General features: G+C 32.7%; 19 protein-coding genes and 1 tRNA gene. 12 read left to right on the top strand and 8 right to left on the bottom strand.

The window, feature by feature from the left end; genetic code table 11:
* Position 1 precedes the first annotated feature (1 nt).
* Genes EOV51_RS12960 through EOV51_RS12950 form a run of 3 tightly spaced genes read right to left on the bottom strand, consistent with a single transcriptional unit; the run spans position 2 to position 3,347 of the window.
* Positions 2–742, bottom strand: coding sequence for an ABC transporter ATP-binding protein (locus EOV51_RS12960; RefSeq protein WP_128152954.1), 741 nt, complete (start codon positions 740–742; stop codon positions 2–4).
* 11 nt (positions 743–753) lie between these two features.
* Positions 754–2,007 (bottom strand): efflux RND transporter periplasmic adaptor subunit, encoded by a 1,254-nt coding sequence (locus EOV51_RS12955; protein ID WP_128152953.1) that lies wholly within the window; start codon positions 2,005–2,007, stop codon positions 754–756.
* Positions 2,008–2,009: 2 nt separating this feature from the next.
* Entirely contained in the window at positions 2,010–3,347 is a 1,338-nt protein-coding gene (locus tag EOV51_RS12950) for a TolC family protein (protein WP_128152952.1), read from the bottom strand.
* A gap of 239 nt (positions 3,348–3,586) precedes the next feature.
* On the opposite strand from EOV51_RS12950, the gene EOV51_RS12945 reads away from it, so the two are divergent.
* From EOV51_RS12945 to EOV51_RS12935, 3 genes are all read left to right on the top strand, one after another.
* On the top strand, positions 3,587–4,600 hold the full coding sequence (locus EOV51_RS12945) for an SDR family oxidoreductase (RefSeq protein ID WP_128152951.1): 1,014 nt from the start codon (positions 3,587–3,589) through the stop codon (positions 4,598–4,600).
* A complete protein-coding gene (locus EOV51_RS12940; RefSeq protein WP_128152950.1) occupies positions 4,593–5,648 on the top strand; it encodes a diphosphomevalonate/mevalonate 3,5-bisphosphate decarboxylase family protein in 1,056 nt (351 codons plus the stop codon). Before EOV51_RS12945 ends, EOV51_RS12940 begins: the two co-directional genes overlap by 8 nt.
* A 150-nt stretch (positions 5,649–5,798) precedes the next feature.
* Positions 5,799–6,071, top strand: coding sequence for an HU family DNA-binding protein (locus tag EOV51_RS12935; protein WP_128152949.1), 273 nt, complete (start codon positions 5,799–5,801; stop codon positions 6,069–6,071).
* A gap of 102 nt (positions 6,072–6,173) precedes the next feature.
* Here EOV51_RS12935 and EOV51_RS12930 read toward each other — a convergent pair whose 3' ends face one another.
* The 3 genes from EOV51_RS12930 to EOV51_RS12920 all read right to left on the bottom strand — a co-directional run bounded on the left by EOV51_RS12930 (position 6,174) and on the right by EOV51_RS12920 (position 7,265).
* Positions 6,174–6,614, bottom strand: a complete 441-nt coding sequence (locus EOV51_RS12930) for a hypothetical protein (RefSeq protein ID WP_128152948.1) — start codon at positions 6,612–6,614, stop codon at positions 6,174–6,176.
* Positions 6,580–6,918, bottom strand: coding sequence for a phage holin family protein (locus EOV51_RS12925; RefSeq protein ID WP_128152947.1), 339 nt, complete (start codon positions 6,916–6,918; stop codon positions 6,580–6,582). Before EOV51_RS12925 ends, EOV51_RS12930 begins: the two co-directional genes overlap by 35 nt.
* A gap of 65 nt (positions 6,919–6,983) precedes the next feature.
* Positions 6,984–7,265, bottom strand: coding sequence for a YtxH domain-containing protein (locus tag EOV51_RS12920; RefSeq protein WP_128152946.1), 282 nt, complete (start codon positions 7,263–7,265; stop codon positions 6,984–6,986).
* 112 nt (positions 7,266–7,377) lie between these two features.
* On the opposite strand from EOV51_RS12920, the gene EOV51_RS12915 reads away from it, so the two are divergent.
* From EOV51_RS12915 to EOV51_RS12885, 7 genes are all read left to right on the top strand, one after another.
* Positions 7,378–8,577: a pyridoxal phosphate-dependent aminotransferase gene (locus tag EOV51_RS12915; RefSeq protein ID WP_128152945.1), complete on the top strand. Its 1,200-nt coding sequence runs from the start codon at positions 7,378–7,380 to the stop codon at positions 8,575–8,577.
* A complete protein-coding gene (murB, locus tag EOV51_RS12910) occupies positions 8,577–9,602 on the top strand; it encodes a UDP-N-acetylmuramate dehydrogenase (RefSeq protein WP_394343672.1) in 1,026 nt (341 codons plus the stop codon). Before EOV51_RS12915 ends, murB begins: the two co-directional genes overlap by 1 nt.
* 20 nt (positions 9,603–9,622) lie before the next feature.
* Positions 9,623–10,654: a tetraacyldisaccharide 4'-kinase gene (gene lpxK, locus EOV51_RS12905; protein ID WP_228427633.1), complete on the top strand. Its 1,032-nt coding sequence runs from the start codon at positions 9,623–9,625 to the stop codon at positions 10,652–10,654.
* Between the two features lie 54 nt (positions 10,655–10,708).
* Complete coding sequence (locus EOV51_RS12900) at positions 10,709–11,395, top strand: hypothetical protein (protein WP_128152942.1); 687 nt, start codon at positions 10,709–10,711, stop codon at positions 11,393–11,395.
* A 72-nt stretch (positions 11,396–11,467) separates the two neighbouring features.
* Positions 11,468–12,613, top strand: coding sequence for an LOG family protein (locus tag EOV51_RS12895; RefSeq protein ID WP_128152941.1), 1,146 nt, complete (start codon positions 11,468–11,470; stop codon positions 12,611–12,613).
* Between the two features lie 53 nt (positions 12,614–12,666).
* Positions 12,667–12,739: transfer RNA gene (locus EOV51_RS12890), tRNA-Met, on the top strand.
* A gap of 159 nt (positions 12,740–12,898) precedes the next feature.
* Positions 12,899–13,060: a DUF3871 family protein gene (locus EOV51_RS12885; RefSeq protein WP_128152940.1), complete on the top strand. Its 162-nt coding sequence runs from the start codon at positions 12,899–12,901 to the stop codon at positions 13,058–13,060.
* A gap of 77 nt (positions 13,061–13,137) precedes the next feature.
* Here EOV51_RS12885 and EOV51_RS12880 read toward each other — a convergent pair whose 3' ends face one another.
* Together EOV51_RS12880 and EOV51_RS12875 are read right to left on the bottom strand one after the other, a co-directional pair.
* Entirely contained in the window at positions 13,138–14,838 is a 1,701-nt protein-coding gene (locus EOV51_RS12880) for a UvrD-helicase domain-containing protein (protein ID WP_128152939.1), read from the bottom strand.
* Positions 14,828–16,600 carry an ATP-dependent nuclease gene (locus EOV51_RS12875; RefSeq protein ID WP_128152938.1) on the bottom strand — a complete coding sequence of 591 codons (1,773 nt, stop codon included), beginning with the start codon at positions 16,598–16,600 and terminating at the stop codon, positions 14,828–14,830. The genes EOV51_RS12880 and EOV51_RS12875 overlap by 11 nt, the downstream gene beginning before the upstream one ends.
* 646 nt (positions 16,601–17,246) lie before the next feature.
* On the opposite strand from EOV51_RS12875, the gene EOV51_RS12865 reads away from it, so the two are divergent.
* Positions 17,247–18,059 carry a hypothetical protein gene (locus tag EOV51_RS12865; RefSeq protein ID WP_128152937.1) on the top strand — a complete coding sequence of 271 codons (813 nt, stop codon included), beginning with the start codon at positions 17,247–17,249 and terminating at the stop codon, positions 18,057–18,059.
* Positions 18,060–18,123: 64 nt separating this feature from the next.
* Positions 18,124–18,258 carry a hypothetical protein gene (locus tag EOV51_RS14885; RefSeq protein ID WP_262901877.1) on the top strand — a complete coding sequence of 45 codons (135 nt, stop codon included), beginning with the start codon at positions 18,124–18,126 and terminating at the stop codon, positions 18,256–18,258.
* The last annotated feature ends 509 nt before the right edge of the window (positions 18,259–18,767 follow it).

Raw genomic sequence — 18,767 nt, 5'->3', positions numbered from 1 at the left:
TTTAATTTTCTACAGGTAAATTAGCTAATTCTTCAGCGGCACTAAGTGGATTTGTTACCTTTTCATCTTTAACTATGTGTCCGTCTTTTAAAGTAATAGTTCTATGACTGAATTGAGCAATATCCGGTTCATGGGTAACAAAAGCTATAGTTATTCCGTTTCGGTTCAGTTCCTGAAATAATGCCATTACCTCATAGGAAGTCCGGGTGTCCAGATTTCCAGTCGCCTCATCTGCTAATAAAATTACCGGTTCATTTACCAAAGCTCTGGCTATGGCTACCCTTTGCTGTTGACCTCCAGATAATTGACTGGGAACATGTTGTAAACGTTCTCCCAAACCTACTTTTTTCAATGCAGATATAGCTCTGTTTTTTCTTTCTTCCGACGAAACATTCGGATTGTACATAAGTGGTAATTCAGCATTATCTACACAGGTAGTTCTTGCCAATAAGTTATAAGCCTGGAAAACAAAACCAATTTTTTCATTTCTTATTTTCGCTAACTCATCTTTACTCAGATTTTTCACTCGTACTCCGTCTAGCTCATAAATACCATCTGAGGGTTGATCCAAACATCCCAATATATTTAAAAGTGTCGATTTTCCTGAACCGCTGGAACCCATTATGGTTATAAATTCACCTTCATTTACGGTCAGGTCTATTCCTTTTAGGGCTTTAACCGTTTCAGTTCCCATTTTAAATTCCCGTTTCAAATTCTCTATATGTATAATAGGTTTACTCATGATTTATACTATTAATTTGGTCCGCCCATTTTTACCTTGGTTTTGTTTTGTGAACTTTTATTACTGCCTGGACGTTTAGGCATAAATGGGCTTTGATTATTGCTTGAATCTGAAGTGTTAGCTACTAAAGCAGATTTCATGCTGTATACTACTTCTTCTCCTTCTTTCAGCCCGCTTAGAACCTGGATATTTACACCATCGTTTTCACCTACGGTTACTGGTTTTTGTTCAAGACGACCATCTTTATTTTTAATCCATACATATTTAGTTTTCTCGTTACTTGTTTTAATTTGTGTTTTCCCTGATGAAAGGCTATTTTCTTTATAATATTTCTGCAAGGTAGCTTCATCCATTTCAAAATTGAGAGCTTTAGCCTGTATGGTAAGAATATCTTTTAATTCTTTGGTAAAAATAGTAACGGTTGCTGTAAGCCCGGGTTTCAATTTTAAATCCGTATTATCTGTTACAATAACTACAGTATAGGTAACCACGTTGGAAGATGTTGTAGCTCCTAACCTTACCTGATTTACCGTACCGTTAAAAATTATTCCCGGGTAGGCATCTACAGTAAAAGTAACTCTTTGTCCGTTTTTTACTTCACCAATATCAGCTTCGTCAACGTTAGCTTCCACCTGCATTTTGGTTAAATCCTGAGCAATAGTGAAAAGGGTAGGAGTACTCATGGAAGCTGCAACTGTTTGTCCTTCCTCAACTTCTTTAGAGATAATTACACCGTCTATAGGAGAATAAATATTAGCATATCCCAGATTGGTTTGTGCTTTTTGTAATACAGAACGGGCTTGTGTAACGGCCTCCCGGGCATTAGTTAATGAGTATTGTGCTGTTTCATAATCAGATTTACTGATTACCTGAGCATTATACATATTTTTTTGACGGTTATAATTTTGCTGTTGGTAGTTTAATTGATTGATTGCCGATGAATAGGAAGATTGAGCATCTGTTAAAGTAGCCATAAGATTAGTTTTATCTAACTCTGCCAACAATTGTCCTTTGGTCACCTGACTATTATAATCCACGTAAATTTTTTCAATAATCCCGGATACCTGAGTACCTACAGTAACTTCATTTACCGGGTTTATGGTTCCCGTTGCAGTAACGGACGTAATTACGTCTCCTTTATTTATTTTGACCGTTTCAACGACTACCGGAGAAGAATCTTTAGCAAAGAAAAATTTATATATAATAAAGATACCAGCAAGAAGTATGAGAGTGAAGATAATTATTTTTGTTTTATTTGTTTTCATGGTTATTGAATTTTTATTGGATTTCCTTGATAGTACTGTAATAATTGTTGGTATAAAATACCCATATATTTGGTTTGTAAATATTTTTGTTCTGCATTTAAATAATTGGTTTGGCTTACGAGAAGATCAGTAGTTGTAGAACCACCAAATTCATATTTTTTTATGGCAAGGTCGTACGAAAGCCTTGATGTGTCCCGTAAAGTTTTTGAGGCAACATTTTCGTTTTGGTTAGTTACCGCATTAAGCCATGCAGTTTCCACTTTTTTATACAAGTCTTTATTGGCCTGTAATTTATCAAGTTCACTTTCCTGAATTTTGATTTTAGCCAACGCTATATTTGTTTTATTCTGGAATTTGGAAAATATAGGAATGCTTACGGACAAAGATAGCTGTTCACTTTTATTTCCATCTAGTTGTCTTCCAAAATTTATATTTTCACGGGTACTTGAAAAACCGGTGCTTAATCCTGCGGATAGGCTTACTGTAGGAAGAAAACCTGCTTTAGCTATGTCCAAATCTTTTTCATTGATTTCTTTAGCCACATCATATATTTTAGTATCCGGAAGTTTATCAATTGCCTTACTGTAAATGGATTGTTTATCAGGTATCAGATAATTACCTACATCAGAAGAGTGGGGTATTTCAATTTGAAAGTCATCCTCAGGTTCCAACTCCAGAAGTTGTTTTAATACCAGTATCTGCTGACTGTATTGCGTTTGGGCTGTGACAATGTTATATTGGTTTGTTGCATTCTGAGATTCCAGATCTGCAAGCTCGCTTCTTGATAAAGCCCCGTTTTTAAATTTAACTTCTCCCTGTTTTAATAGCTCTTCAGTGGATTTTGCCGAATTTTTAGCTATTTCAATACCTTCCTGGTAGTATAATGCCTGTACATAAGCTTCAGTAATGCTTAATATTATATTGTTGGCAGCCTGTTGAACATACAGATCATTTTGTGAAACCAATAATTTGTTCTGAATAATGGTATTGTTCACCTTGCTTCCATTATATAATGTAATGTTGGAGTTTATACTGGCATTGGAAGAAGTATAAAACTCATCCTGAAACGATCCGGTAATAGGGTCTATACTAGTTCCATTGGTCATAGAGCCGCTTAGATTGGCACTCAGACTTGGCAATCGGTTATTTTTAGATTGCTTGTAATTCAGTTCCGATGTATTTTTGGATAGTTCTGCTTTTTTTACAGTTATATTATTACTGACTGCATATTGAAGACACTGTTCCAGGTTCCAAACGGAAGGCAAGGATTTATTTTGAGCATAAAATATGCTTAAAGAAGCAAAATATAAGCTCATAATTAGTATTAATCTTCTTTTCATTGATATTTAAAATAATGATTCATATTGTTTTAACAGGAACAAAATTAATTCCAAAAAAGATAAAAATTTTTGTAAATCGATGTAAAGCTTTTTTCTCTATATGAAAAGCCGTTTATAGCCGATTAACACAGGTCTGATTTTAGTAGAAACCGAATTATCAGATCTTTTTCTATGGCTACTTAACAGAATATGAGTAATGTTTTTTTTATAAACACAAAAAATGTAATTTAGCATCTTATATGATATTAGTAACAGGAGGAACAGGGCTTTTAGGCAGTTATATTTTATTGCAGTTAGCAAAAATAAATAATTCACGAATCAGGGTTTTGGTTCGTGCCGAAGCTTCCAAAAACGAAATTTTGGAATTATTTAAGCTTTATGAACCTGAAAGCTATAACTGCTTGTTCAATAAAATACAATGGACGGAAGGGGATGTATTAAACCTTTCTTCTGTAGAAAAAGCACTGCAGGGGGTATCTCAGGTTTATCATATAGCGGGTAAAGTTTCTTTTAATGAACATGATCGTGCTGAATTATACAAAGTTAATGTAGAAGGAACTAAAAATATGGTTAATTTATCCATTGAAAATAACATTGATAAATTTTGTTTTATCAGTTCCATTGCCACTTTAGACCCAATGTTAGGAAAAACTCAGATTGATGAAGAGTCTGAGTGGAATTTCAAAGTTCATCATTCTTCCTATGCCTGTTCAAAATATGGAGCTGAAATGGAGGTTTGGAGAGGGTCACAGGAAGGGTTAAAAGTTGTAATTGTACATCCCGGAGTGATATTAGGCTCCCGAAACTGGAAGAGAAGTAGTGGTGTTTTATATGAAATGGTTTCTAAAAAACAACTATTATATACCAGTGGTAAAACTGCCTATGTAGATGCCTGGGATGTTGCTGCAATTTGTATAAGACTTATGAATAGTCCGATATATAATCAAAGATATATTCTGATATCGGAAAATGTATCTTATAAAAAAGTGTTTACTCTTTTACGAAATTATTTTAATAAAAGTAAACCATTCAAAATTTCTGATTTTTGGCTGGGAACCATAGCACTTATTATCAGGATGATCACCTTGAATAGGGTAATGAGTAAATCTGTAGTAGATGCATTAACGTCGAAAACCGAATATTCAAACAAAAAAATTGTAAATGAACTGGCATATTCATTTATTCCGGTTGAGGAATCGCTTAAAATACATGCTCAAAATTTTGTAAAATATAAAAATAATAAGAATGACTGAATCTGATTTTATTTCAACTCAACCTTATACTCTTTTGGAAGAAGGAGAAGTAAAAGCTCAATGCAGCTCTAATATAGCCCTTATAAAATACTGGGGAAAATATGAACCCCAGCTTCCGGCTAATCCTTCGATAAGCTACACGCTTACCGACAGCTACACGCAAACCACAGTTCATTTTAAAAAAACGCATGAATTTGCGGTACATGTTTTTTTAGAAAGTGTTGAACAAGAAGAATTTTCAAAAAAAATTAAGAAATATCTTTCCTCTATTCAGAAATATATACCTTTTGTTGAAAATTATGAATATACCATTCATACGCATAATTCCTTTCCCCATAGCAGTGGAATTGCATCTTCAGCCTCAGGATTCGGTGCTATAGCCCAATGCATGATGGAAATAAGTAAAAAGCTTGGAGAAACAATGACGGAGGAGTATAAGATTCAGAAGGCTTCATTTCTGGCAAGATTAGGTTCCGGAAGTGCATGCAGATCTTTATATAAAGGATTAGCAGTTTGGGGCAGGCATCCGGAAATTCCTGAAAGTTCCGATTTATATGCCGTTCCCTATCCATTTGAGATCCATCCCGATTTTACTACTTTTCAGGATACTGTTTTGCTAATACATGAGGGGGTAAAAGAAGTCAGCAGTACCGTCGGACACGGATTAATGAACAACCATCCGTATGCAGAAGCCAGATTTAATGAAGCAGTAAAAAACCTTTCTGAGTTGTCTGTGATATTACAGAATGGAGATCTTGATGCATTTGGTCGCCTGGTTGAGCATGAAGCACTCACACTGCATGCCATGATGATGACCTCACAACCTGCCTTTATCTTAATGAAAACAGGAACTGTAGCGGCTATTGAAAAAATATGGAAATTCAGAAAAGAAACTAAAACCCACTTATTTTTTACCTTAGATGCCGGTGCTAATCTGCATCTTTTATACCCCGAAAAAGAAAAAGGTTTGATTTCGAGTTTCATAAAAAATGATTTGGTAAAATACACGGAAAACGGTAATATTATTTTAGATAAAGTGCTTTTTTAAAAAAGAATTGAGAATTTGAAAAAAAAGTGATTAAAAATCTTTACAAATTCTTTGTTAGAACGAAAAAATGACTAATTTTACTTGTATATATGAAACAAAATCTTACCTTTGTCATATTAAGATAAATAACCTTAAATAAATTAAATCGTCATGAACAAATCAGAATTAATCGATGCAATTGCAGCTGACGCTGAAATCACAAAAGCAGCAGCAAAAAAAGCTTTAGACTCTTTTTTAGCTAACGTTACAACATCTTTAAAAAAAGGTGATAAAGTAACTCTAGTTGGATTTGGAACTTTCTCTGTATCTAACAGAAGTGCAAGAGAAGGTATCAATCCTCAAACTAAAGCTAAAATCAAAATCCCTGCTAAAAAAGTAGCTAAATTCAAAGCAGGAGCTGAATTGTCATCTGCTGTAAACTAAAAAGAAAGTTTAAAGAAGATAAAAAGGGATATCATAATGATATCCCTTTTTAATTGATGATAATATATTTTCAGTACTATTACCTTTTTGTGTCAAATAAAGTTATTTTTCTTCATCATCATCCATGTCAATAGTCTCAACATTTGGCGAAGTATATAAAGCGTCTTTATTTTTCTTTTTAGATAAATTTACAATCAGGTTTTTAGTTTGGCGTACAGCCACAGGTATCAGATAAGTTGATGCCAGTATAATTGCTTTTCCGGCAATGCTCTTTTTATTAACAAAACGTGAAATAATCTTTTCAGCACCCAATCCAACTCCTGCATCAATAAGCATACTCATCGCATTAGGGTTCTGAATTAAATCCAGAGTTTTATTTTTGATACTTCCTCCGATAGCACCTAAAGTCTGAGGCAGATTTTCCAAAGAGGCCATACTTTCGATTTCTTTGATTTCAAGTTTAAGAATACGTTTTCTTAACATTAAATCTTCGTAGGTATACCGTTCGTTAGTCTTGGTCATCTTCTTCTTCATCTTTTGCATTTAGTTGTATTTCAATAATTTTGTGCATTATATATTTTCTGATTTTATTATAATTAAAAATAAGTATAATAAAAGCCAACAAATATACCAGTGAAAAAATAAGGATGCCTAATCCCCAGTTGTTTAGTAATGCTCCTATAAGAAATCCGATGGCAAGACTAAATAGAATTAAAAACATCATAGCCAGTGTAAGTACAATAAAAATATAGATAAGAATACTTATCATACTGGAAATTGTCTCTGTTAATTCAATCTTCAACAGCTCAATTCTTTTATTGACGTATTTTTTTATAATGCCAACCATATTTCTAGCAGATTTAAAATAAAAAAGAGTCAAACCAATTTGACTCTTTTTTCGAGTTTAGAAAATTATTTTTTGGTTAAGTCGTTGTACTCACTGGTTAGGTTATCTACAACTTCTTCTTTCTTTTTTTGGAAATCTTTTTTGTATTTCTCGTAACCATCTTTTAAATCTTCTTTATATTTGGAATACGTATCTTTAAAGTTATCGCTTAAATCTTCGGCTTTTCTTTTAATTTTTTTTCTGGTATTTCTACCTTTATCCGGTGCCATAAGAACTCCGGCTAAAAGACCTGCGGCAGCCCCTAATATCATACCGGCCAAAACATTTTGAGTATTTTTACTTCCCATAATAAATAAGTATTAAATGATTAATAGAATTTTAGATTTTTATTTTCGTTTTTTCTTGTCACAAACAAATTTACTCAATAAATTTGTCAATACCAAAACAATATAAAAAATTATGCCAAAATTCTCTTCGCGGGGGATAAATATGCCGGAGTCTCCAATACGAAAGTTAGCACCTTATGCTCGAAAAGCAAAAGAAAAAGGTCTTAAAGTATATCATTTAAATATCGGCCAACCCGATATTAAATCTCCAAAGGCGGCCGTTAAGGCATTAAAAGACATCAACCTGGATATTTTTGAATATGCTCCTTCTGAAGGGAATTTCGATTATAGAAAAACATTAACCGATTATTACCATTCGCTGGGTTTTACCGATTTATCAATTGATAATTTTATAATTACCAACGGTGGCTCGGAAGCCCTGTCATTTACCATAGGATGTTTGTGCGATGAAGGTGACGAAATTATTGTTCCCGAGCCTTTTTATGCCAACTATTATAGTTTTGCTGAAGCGTTAGGAGTAAAAATTGTACCTATTGTGTCCACAATAGAAACAGGTTTTGCCCTTCCGGATATTGAAAAGTTTGAAGAACTTATCGGCCCTAAAACTAAAGCGATACTTATTACCAATCCCAGTAATCCAACCGGATATCTATATTCTAAAGAAGAACTTGAAAAGTTAAGAGATATAGTTTTAAAGAAAGATATATTTCTTATATCGGATGAGGTTTACCGTGAATATGTTTATGACGGACTGACCCATCATTCAGTATTGGATTTTCCGGAATTGAGTGAAAACGCAATTGTAGTAGATTCGGAATCAAAAAGATATAGCTTATGCGGAATACGTTGTGGATTTCTGGTTACCCGTAACCGTGAATTTTTACAAACGGCGCTTAAATTTGCTCAGGCACGTCTCAGTCCTGTGCTTATCGGACAGATTGTAGCCAATGCGGCTCATTACGAATCTCGCGATTATATTGATCAGGTCAGAAAAGAATATTCTGAACGAAGAGACCTGCTGGTCCAGCTGCTTAATGAAATTCCGGGAGTGTTTTGTCCAACGCCTAAGGGCGCATTTTATTGTACCGCTGAGTTTCCCGTAGAAGATGCCGAAGATTTTTGTCTATGGCTATTGAAAGAATATCAGTATAATAATGGAACAGTGATGTTGGCACCGGCTCAGGGTTTTTATTCCAATCATGAATTGGGCAAAAAACAAATCAGAATGGCCTACGTAATCAATAAGGAGGATATTAAAAGCGCGGTTGAAATTATGAAGAAGGGGATAGAAGTTTACAATTCAGCCAGATGATTCATATCGAGGAAAATAAAGATATAAAAGAACTGACTACTTTCGGAGTTCCGGCTTACTGTCGTTTTTTCTGTGAAATTACCTCGATGCAGGAGTTGGAAGAAGCTTTAGCTTTTGCACAAGAAAAAGAATTGCCTATTCTCATGGTAGGGGGCGGTAGCAATATTCTTTTTGCTAAATCCTGGGAGGGATTGGCCATTCATATAGCCTTAAAGGGAATACGTGAAGAAAAACCGGACGATAACCATCAGGTTTTAGTTACGGCCAGCGCCGGTGAAAATTGGCACTCTTTCGTACAATATTGTATAAATAAAAACTACGGAGGGTTAGAAAACCTTTCCCTGATTCCTGGAAATGCAGGTACTTCTCCTATGCAGAATATAGGAGCTTACGGAGTAGAAATTAAAGATCATTTTTATTCATTAAAAGCCTTAAATATTCAAACCTGTGCTATAGAAACTTTTTCAAACAAAGACTGCAGGTTTGGTTACAGAGATTCTTATTTTAAAAATGAAGGAAAAAACCGTTATGTAATTCTGGAAGTCACGTATCGTCTTACCAGTGAAAATCATCATATTGTAACAGATTACGGTTCCATAAAAGAAGAATTGCTGAAACAAGGCATATCCGAACCTTCTATTAAAGAAGTAAGTGAGGCTGTAATTGCTATCCGTAATAATAAACTTCCGAATCCTAAAGTTACCGGTAATGCAGGTAGTTTTTTTAAAAACCCCCTGTTGCCAGTTCAGCAGTTTAACAGCCTAAAAGAAATATATCCTGAGATGCCCCATTACGAAGCACCTGAAAATCAGGTGAAAGTTCCGGCCGGATGGTTAATTGAAAAAGCCGGATGGAAAGGTAAAAGAGTAGGCAACGCCGGGGTACATGACAAACAGGCTTTAGTACTGGTTAACTATGGAAATGCCGGGGGAATGGAAATATACAATCTCTCAGAAAACATAATCAGGGATGTTAATAAAATTTTTAATATTCATTTACAAAGAGAGGTAAATATTATCATATAATTTATAATTTTGCCGTGAATATGAAAATATTTTTATATCCTTTTTCCGGTTTATACTGGTTAGTAACCTATATCAGAAACAAATTCTTTGACTGGGGTATTTATCGTTCCAAAACCTACAGGAAGCCTGTTATTGCAGTAGGCAACCTAAGTGTAGGAGGAACCGGTAAATCGCCTTTTGTGATTTACCTTATCGATCTGCTCAAGGATAAGTATCTTATCGGGATAATGAGCAGGGGGTACGGCAGAAAAACCAAAGGCTATCAATTTGCAAATTACGAAACCGGTTTTGAAGATATTGGTGATGAGCCTATGCAGTTTTTCGAACGCTTCCGTAACAAAATTGTAGTGGGGGTTGATGAGAAAAGAGCGGAAGGTATTGACCACCTGATTAATGATTTTAATCCGGAGATGTTTATTCTTGACGATGCGTTTCAGCATAGATATGTAAAAGCTGATTTGTATATCTTGCTTACGGATTATTTTAAACCTTATTATGAGGATAAAATCTTACCGGTGGGCAGGCTTCGCGAAGGTAAATACGGAGCAAAGCGCGCACATATCGTGGTAGTAACCAAATGTCCGGAAGTAGTTACCGAGGAAGATAAAAAAGTGATTGAGCGAAAGCTGAAACTTCAGCCCTATCAGGCGTTATTTTTTTCTAAGATTGTGTATGAACAGAAAGTAAAATCTTTCAGTTTTACACTTAATATTGATGAGATTTCTCACTACAAGGTTCTTCTGGTAACGGGGATAGCCAAATATGAAGAAATTCTGGAATTTTCACATTCTCAATTTGCTTATGTAAAACATCTTCAATATAAAGATCATCATAATTTTTCCGAATCGGATATTGAAGATATTGAAAATGCCTATCAGAATATAAAAGGTGATAGCATCATACTTACCACAGAAAAAGACTATATGCGATTAAAGCATTTCCAACAGCTTAAAAATAATCTGTTTTATCTGCCTATTAATATAGAGCTGGACAGACCGGAGGAATTTAATGCTTTGGTGTTTGATTTTCTGAACCGTAAGACAAACGGATAAGATATTTTCTTATTTCATCTGTTTTTTTTAACTTTAAACATTAATTACTTCTTTATGAGTAAAAAAATATTATTTTGGATTTTTTTAATTATCGGTATCGGCTGGATAACCGGCGTTAGCTATTGGTACCTGCGGATTGAAAATCTGGATTTAACCTCTATTCGGTGGGATGAAAATTTTAATAGTACGGATGCTAATACCCGTGCATTTTTTAAAGCTTTGTTATTGGTAATTCTTCCTTTGCTGGTTACCGCATTGTTGTTTTATTTCATAGGTTTGTTTTTTGGCAAGAAAACAGAGGAAATTTTAATGAAGGTAGAAGAAGAAAATGAAACGCTGAAAAATGAACTGGCTCAGCATATCAACAAAATTGAAACCATGAAGGTACTTTACACCGGAGGTAAAATTGAAAGAAAGCCCAGGACAATAAAGGAATCAGAAACGTCTCAGCATGTTGCTCAGGAAAAGTTTATCAGAAATGAACAGGTAGTCAGAGACGATTTAAAAATTATTGAGGGAGTAGGAGAGAGAATTGAATTTTTTCTTAATGAAAGCGGTATATATACCTGGAAACAGCTCTCAGAAGCTAAGGAGGAAGATTTACGAAACGTTCTTACCTTATATGGAGGTGCTTCATATAAAATACATGATCCGTCTTCCTGGCCCGAACAAGCTTTACTTGCCTATGAGAAACGATGGGATGATTTTAATGCTTTGAAAGAGAAAGTCAGAAAAAAATAAATAAATAGTTATAAAGTTATATAAAATCAGTCCTATCGACTGATTTTTTTATCATAAATATATAAGACTGCTATGAGTATCAAAAGGTTTAAAAACTTTATAAAGTCAGAAAGTGAATTTAAGAGTTACATTTCTAAAAGTATCTATTTTAAAGATATAGTTGTTCAGAATATAAATTTTGTCAACTTTCCGGTTGACTGGAAAATCTATACTTTCAAAAATACCATTTTTATAAATTGTGAACTGCCGCAGGAAGATTTTGTGTTTTTGGTGATGCAGGGAGTTTTTGTTTACCCGAAGTTTAAGTCATTGCCATATAAACCGGCCCGTCGGTCGCTATATACATGGAAAGAACTGATGGCTAAAGAAGATGGAGAAACTTTGACCTGCGATGAAAAAATTTATATCCATTTTAATACTACCCGTTTTAACCCGCCAATGGATGACGCATTGGCACAGAGGATTCATGATTATAGTATAGACAGCAGCCTCAGAGAGCTTTTATTGTTTGATGATGAGGGAATGACCGAAAAGAAGGCCGTAGGCTTCATGGGAGGGCATAGTATGGACCGTACTTCCGAATTTTATATTAAGACTGCTAAAGCAGCCCGTCTGCTTGCAGAAAGCGGTTATTATATCGTTACCGGAGGAGGTCCCGGAATTATGGAAGCTGCAAATTTCGGAGCTTATATGGCTAATTATACCGAAGCCGATTTTTATAAGGCTTTGGCTATTCTTTCGGATGTAAAGAAAACAAACCCTGAACAGCCGGAATATCTGGCAGAAAATTATCTGGAACAGGCACTCAGGGTTTTAGAGCTATATCCGGAAGGAAACGGAAACCTGGCTATTCCTACCTGGTTTTACGGGCATGAGCCCAGCAATGTATTTGCTTCACATATTGCCAAGTATTTTTCTAATAGTATACGGGAAGATATTCTTCTGGCGGTATGTTTGTACGGTGTGGTATATGCACCGGGTAGTGCCGGAACTACTCAGGAAATTTTTCAGGAAGCCACCCAGAATCATTACGGAACTTATGGCTATTATAGCCCCATGGTCTTTTTTGGTAAAAAAAGATACGTAGAAGATACTTCTCTTTATTCAACCTTGCATCAGCTAGCTAAAGGTATGGAATACAAGAATTTACTTTTTCTTACCGACCATCCTGAAGAGGTTTTGGAGTATATAAAAGCTCATCCACCGAAAAAAAAGTGATAATTTATTTGCATGGTTAGAAAATAGTCGTATATTTGCAATCGAAATAACAACGCGGGATGGAGCAGTAGGTAGCTCGTCGGGCTCATAACCCGAAGGTCACAGGTTCGAGTCCTGTTCCCGCTACTAAGTAAGAGAATCAAGAAATTGATTCTCTTTTTTTATTTAAAATCAAGGAGTTATATAATTTACTTCTTTAGATAGCTTCTGATTTTACTATTTCATGCTAAAAAAGGCATACAATTAGGCATACTACATTTAACTGAATAGTAAACGATTATTAAAATGATAAGATTTTTATGTAAAGTGTATAACTTGTTTATCCAAGCCAATAAATCCAGTTATATTGATACGTTTCTGGAAAGGAATGTAAATGCTTTTGAGTTTAACGAGAGCATTGATAAAGCTATCAGTGGTAATTCGAACTATCATTGGTTTTTGAGTTAGTTGATAAGCTACTCTACTTTTGTGGGGTGGTTTTTATATTGTAAATATTACCTATACAGCTAAGATTTAATTTTGAGTTAAGTATTTACAGACTTTAAAGTCTGAATAAACATTGAAGGCTTCCAATTGTGTAAAATGACTAAAACTGCCTGAGCTCGGCTCAAACCAACATATAAAAGTGTTCTTCCATCCTCTATACTTTCTTCTGTTAAATCCTCATAAATATAATTACCATTTTGCTGTCCCAAATACATTTGGTATGGAATTTTGTTTTCGTTTATTTGGTTAAGAATAACAACTTTGTATTCCAAACCCTTTGCTTGGTGGATTGTGTTTATTGTAATCCCAGCTACTCCTGATAATGTTTCAATATATTTTTCAAAAGTCCATTGCTCAGCTTCATCATCATCAAGTAAGTACAATAATTCATCAAATGCTGAATGTGAAACTTTAAAAATTATATCAAAAACTTTTTGAAGTTCAAAAATACCATCTTTTAAAGAAAGACTATTATCAATTTGTCCGAATTTTGAGATAAGAGAATTTGTAATATAGTTAAACTCTGTGTTGCTAATAGTCAGGTTATTTTCTAAAACATGTAATTCAATGGCTCTGCGAATTATTCTTAAACTCTTTACGGTAATTGAATGAGAAAACCTACTAAGGCAACGAACCAAATTAAATGTTGAGTTATTTAAACTTTTATGAGGCAATGCTCCTAAACCAACAATACGAAATTTGTTTCTAAGTGCTTTACTTACACTTAACGCATCTCTCCATTGTAATGAAAGAATTGCAATTTCAGATGGCTCAATATTCCCTTTATTTACTAAATATTCAATATAATTTTTAACAATTGTATTATGGTCGTCTTTTTTTGTTTGCTGAAAAATTACTTTATAATCAATTGATTTATATTCTGATTCGTTTATCAATTCGGGGTGGTTTTCGAATAACGAAGAATATGTATTAATTATATTACTTGTTGAGCGATAGTTTACTTCCAAAATTTCAATTGGAGCATCAAAGTCAAGAGAAGCTCTTTTAAACGCATTATCAATAGCGCCTGCAAATCGATAAATTCTTTGTTTTTCATCTCCAACCATAAAAAATGTACATATTTTTTTCTGTTGAATTGCTTTTAGTATTTCATATTGATAAATATTTGTATCTTGAAATTCGTCAATTGAAATTTCATAAAATTTATTTGCAAGAGAACTTATTACAAAATCTTTTTCTTTTATGATTTTATAAGAACGATATAATATTTCATTAAAATCAATAGCTTTCCTGTTTTGAAGAAAATCATAAAAAGCATTTGCTACTGTTTGTATATCTGTTAAATTATTCCAAACAACTGTTGTATCTAAATTTCCATCAAGTGTTTTTTTTATTTTGTTTAACTCATCTAATGGGCTACTTCCTAAATCTAAAGTCTTATTTTCCTCAATAAATTCATTTAATTCATTATAAGTAACCACTCTCGGCTTATGCCAATTAAAAATCCACCCAAATGGACGTAAAATAAATTCTAAACAGAAACGGTGTATTGTACCAATGAAAACTTTGTAATCTTGGTCTGCTAAACGGTAGGCAATTTCATCTGCGCCTGCGTTTGTATATGTAATTAAAGCTAATGATTTGTGAAATGGAATTGTTTCCAACTTATGCTGTGCTCTTGCAACAAGTGTTTTTGTTTTTCCCGAACCAGGAGATGCACTAACAATTGTGTTGCCAGTTAAATCATAAACTACTCTACACTGCTTGTCATTTAGCATTGTTTACTTCAATATTTTTACATTTAGCAATATGTAAAATTGCTTTTTCAATATATTCAGGGACTTGGAAGTCTTTATCAATTAATAAGCTTAATTCTTGGGCAAATCTTCCTTTCATTACTGTTTGGTCTATTCGCTTAATTAATCCTATTGACCAATTTTCTTCTTCGTCTTTAGTTGCATTAATTAAATTTTCAAATGATTTTTTATGATTCAAATTTTCAAAACAAGTTTTCAAATAAATATTATTCGTTTCTACATTCGGAAATAAATCAATTTCGAATGTATTTTCTCCTGACATAACTACAACCCTATCTGTTACTTCAAGTTCTTTAGCATTTGCAACAGCTGTAGTTTCCGTATCGTCTTCTTTTAGTTCTGTGCTATCCCCATCAATAATAGCAACTGCAGGAATCTCAAGATTTGAATCTTGCACGATTTTTAAATATGGGTCAAAAAACCTGCTGTGAATAGGAATTACTGAGATGTTGTGTTCAGTCAAATTAATACCATAAACTTCCTTAGCAATTGAAGGAATTACAAACTGTTCGCCTACACCCTCAACATAAATAATCGCGGAAGCAAAAAACATTTCACTTCTCGTAGCATCTAAATAACGTTTAAGCAATTTACTCTCTCTGTCGGTTAAAAGACCATTTCCAAATGGTGAAAAGGATTTGACTTCTTTTTCTTTATTTCTGTATAGAATATTTAAGTTTTTGTAATCACAATCACTTGCTATATGGGTAGAGTGTGATGTCATAAAAACTTGGGTTGTCTTCAATCCGTTCAAATTTGCAAAAAGTATTTTTTGTAATTGAGGATGAAGATGTGCTTCTGGCTCTTCAATAAGTAAAAGGTTTATTTCGTGTTGTTTACTTGAATTTTCTAATTCAGCAATAAATAAACTCAAATATAAAATATTTTTTTGTCCTAATCCTAAAACTTGAATAGGAATATTATTGTTTTCTTCAGGGCAAAAAAATAAATTTAACTGATTCCAAGCATCAGTATTATAATTTGAGAGAAAACTAATTGCTACTGGAAAAGAGAAATATTGGCCTGCTATATCAATACCTTTTTTTTGTATCGTTTCAGATAAATTAGGAATAAAAAGTAATTTATTCAAATCAGTAGATGATTGTTGTAAGATTGTCTGAATACTTTCAAGCTCTTCTTCTGCATTTTCTCTTGATTGGCAATATCTACTTAATAACGACTTTGTATTACCGTGCAAATCTGAATTTATATTACGGAAAGCATTTATATAATAAAGATTTATTCCTTCTAAATCCCTAAAAGTTATTTGTGCTGATCTACTTACCAAATATTCTAGGTTGAGAGTCTGATTTCCTGCAAATAAACGCCAATTAAAGTCATTTAACTCAATTTCTTCTGGAGTAGCATCATCTTCATTAAACTTGCTTCTGTGAGCATATACATAGGTAATCTGTGCGGTAGTATCACTTGTTTTAAATGCATGAAAAGTGGGAAAAGATGCAAGATTTTCGCTAAAAAGCTCAATTGAAATCAGTACATAATCATTAATTGTAATAGAATTCTTGTAATTGTGAAAATCCTTGAGTTCTAATTTTCTCGAATTATAAGATAGTTCTCTGTCAAGTACAAGTCTAATAGCCCAATAAAGATTGCTCTTTCCAACATTATTTTCTCCTATAATTGTTTGAAACCCTTCTGAAAAGTCAATTGAAAAGTCTTTAAAATTTCTAAAGTTTTGAATTTTAATATTTTTAATGTTCATCGTAGCTATATATTATTGGAATTCTAATTAGTACTATTATATTTTGTATATTTTTATACTTAGCAAATGCAAATATAAGTAAATTAATACGTTAAACTTTATCTCCCCCCTGATTTAAGCTAAAATTTTTCCATAGAAATTTATCTTAAAAATATATTTATGAGCAAACTACCCTAATTAAATTCCCCCACCAGTATTAAAGGGAAAACCTCCCACTCAAATTACATAAGAAACAGAACAAATTCCAGAATGTATAAAAATTCAAGATGAAAGCTTAATCTTTTTCCTCTGGTTTTTTGTTTGCAAGTGATACACTAACTCAAAAAACATAAACCAATGTGTAACAATTATCAATTTTAAAGAAAGAAACAAAAAAGATGGAACTTCCTTCTTTTTATTAAAAATCTCTGGTGGAGATAGAAATAGTAAAAAGCCAAACTACAAAGCAATTTTATGCAACAGCAAAGAAAGCTTATATACCTTCAACTTTTGATGAACTTACTTGCAAAGCCCTGATAGGAACACAAATGCCGAAAGCTATTGGATTTGGTTTTTGTAGACCATGTGATAATAACGAAAGAAACTTGATTTGGCTTTGCTGATAAGGGATTTTTCCTTTAATTTACATTCATATATTTTTATTAAAATGAGTAAGATAGGATTTTACCAACTTCTTTTATTCGGTTTGATGGTTTCATTAGCTTACGCAATAATGATGCTAATAATAGGAATAACCTCTTTGAATTATGATGGACACATAGGAATTAAAATACTTTCTGTTTTAGGAATTTTAGCAGTATCAGGAATTCTATATACTTTAAAAGTTAAAAAAAGCTTAATTAATGGAAATCTGTTTTACTGTATCCTCGTAATAATAGGCTCTGCTTTATTAATACTTATTTTATATTTCGCTCCTACAACTAAGTATATATCCCAACCAGAAACAGTTTTATACATAGTTGATTGTCATGTGTTTATAGCTTTTGGTGTAGTGGTTTTACTTGTATATGTCTGGATTTTAATTAAAGTTTTGTCCTTAAAAAAAAAACGAAATAATTTAAAAGTATATATAAAAAAAAGATTACAGAGTTATGCGATACTTGATTTCTTAGGGCAAAGTTTAAGAATAGAAAATTATGATCTAAAAAAATATGACAAAGCAATAGGCAATTACTGGAATGAAGTTTTTACTATAGATGAGGGAGAATATATTTTATACTGTGATTTTCTTTATATATATACAGGATTAGGTAGAAGAGGATTATGTGATTACCCAATTAATAATATAAAAATAAATACTCATTTATCCAAAGGTAAACAATATAGGTTAAGACTTTCAGAAAGTGAATATGTTATTGAAGATGTTGAACTTTATAAAATTAATATCTCTATTCCCATAAAAATTAATATAAATTTACAGGATAAAGAATTATCAATTTTATTAGAGGAAAAATTATAAAAAATCCAGAATTTACTGTTGAGATATATATGAAGGAGCGTTTTTGAGAGATAAGCTACTAATTATGGGAAATGTGAAATATTTAAAGATATTTTTTGAAAAAGCTGTTATTGGGAATAAAGGCAATAAAATAAACTGTAACTATTATGGTGATGCAATAAAGCAAATAGTGGAAGAATTCAGAGATATATGGAAGTAGAGTATTTAATAGGTTATTCTCCATGTTTAATATTATTACACTTAATGGAAAAAGTTTAAGAACCTAAAATTAAAGATAAAAATGTATTATTCCAGATTCTCTAAAATATTTAATTATCTCTGTAAAAGCAATGAATAAAAAGCCAGAAAAAAAATGCTAATCATAAATACATTATAAAGTGGATTTTTTTCACTCTTAATATATTGGGATATAACAGACAATATTGCGGGAATGACGAACATGCATAATGGTATCAAAATAAGAGGAACTAAAGCACTGGCTTTACCATCATTAGCCAAATAGTATAATATTGCAACATAAAGCGATAAAGAAAGAAAAAAACCTGATAAAATTTGTTTGAAAGTGATTTGTTTTTTTATGACCAATGGAACAAGAATAATAAAACTATAAAAGAAAATCACCATAGGTATCAAATAGAACGGTATAATTAGTATTCCCATTTTTAATTCAAAGCTAAAAAATATGATTTGGACTAATAAAGATATAGA

The sequence above is a fragment of the Apibacter raozihei genome, assembly GCF_004014855.1.
In the GTDB taxonomy this organism is placed as follows: domain Bacteria; phylum Bacteroidota; class Bacteroidia; order Flavobacteriales; family Weeksellaceae; genus Apibacter; species Apibacter raozihei.
This window is presented reverse-complemented; position numbering and strand designations above follow the sequence as displayed.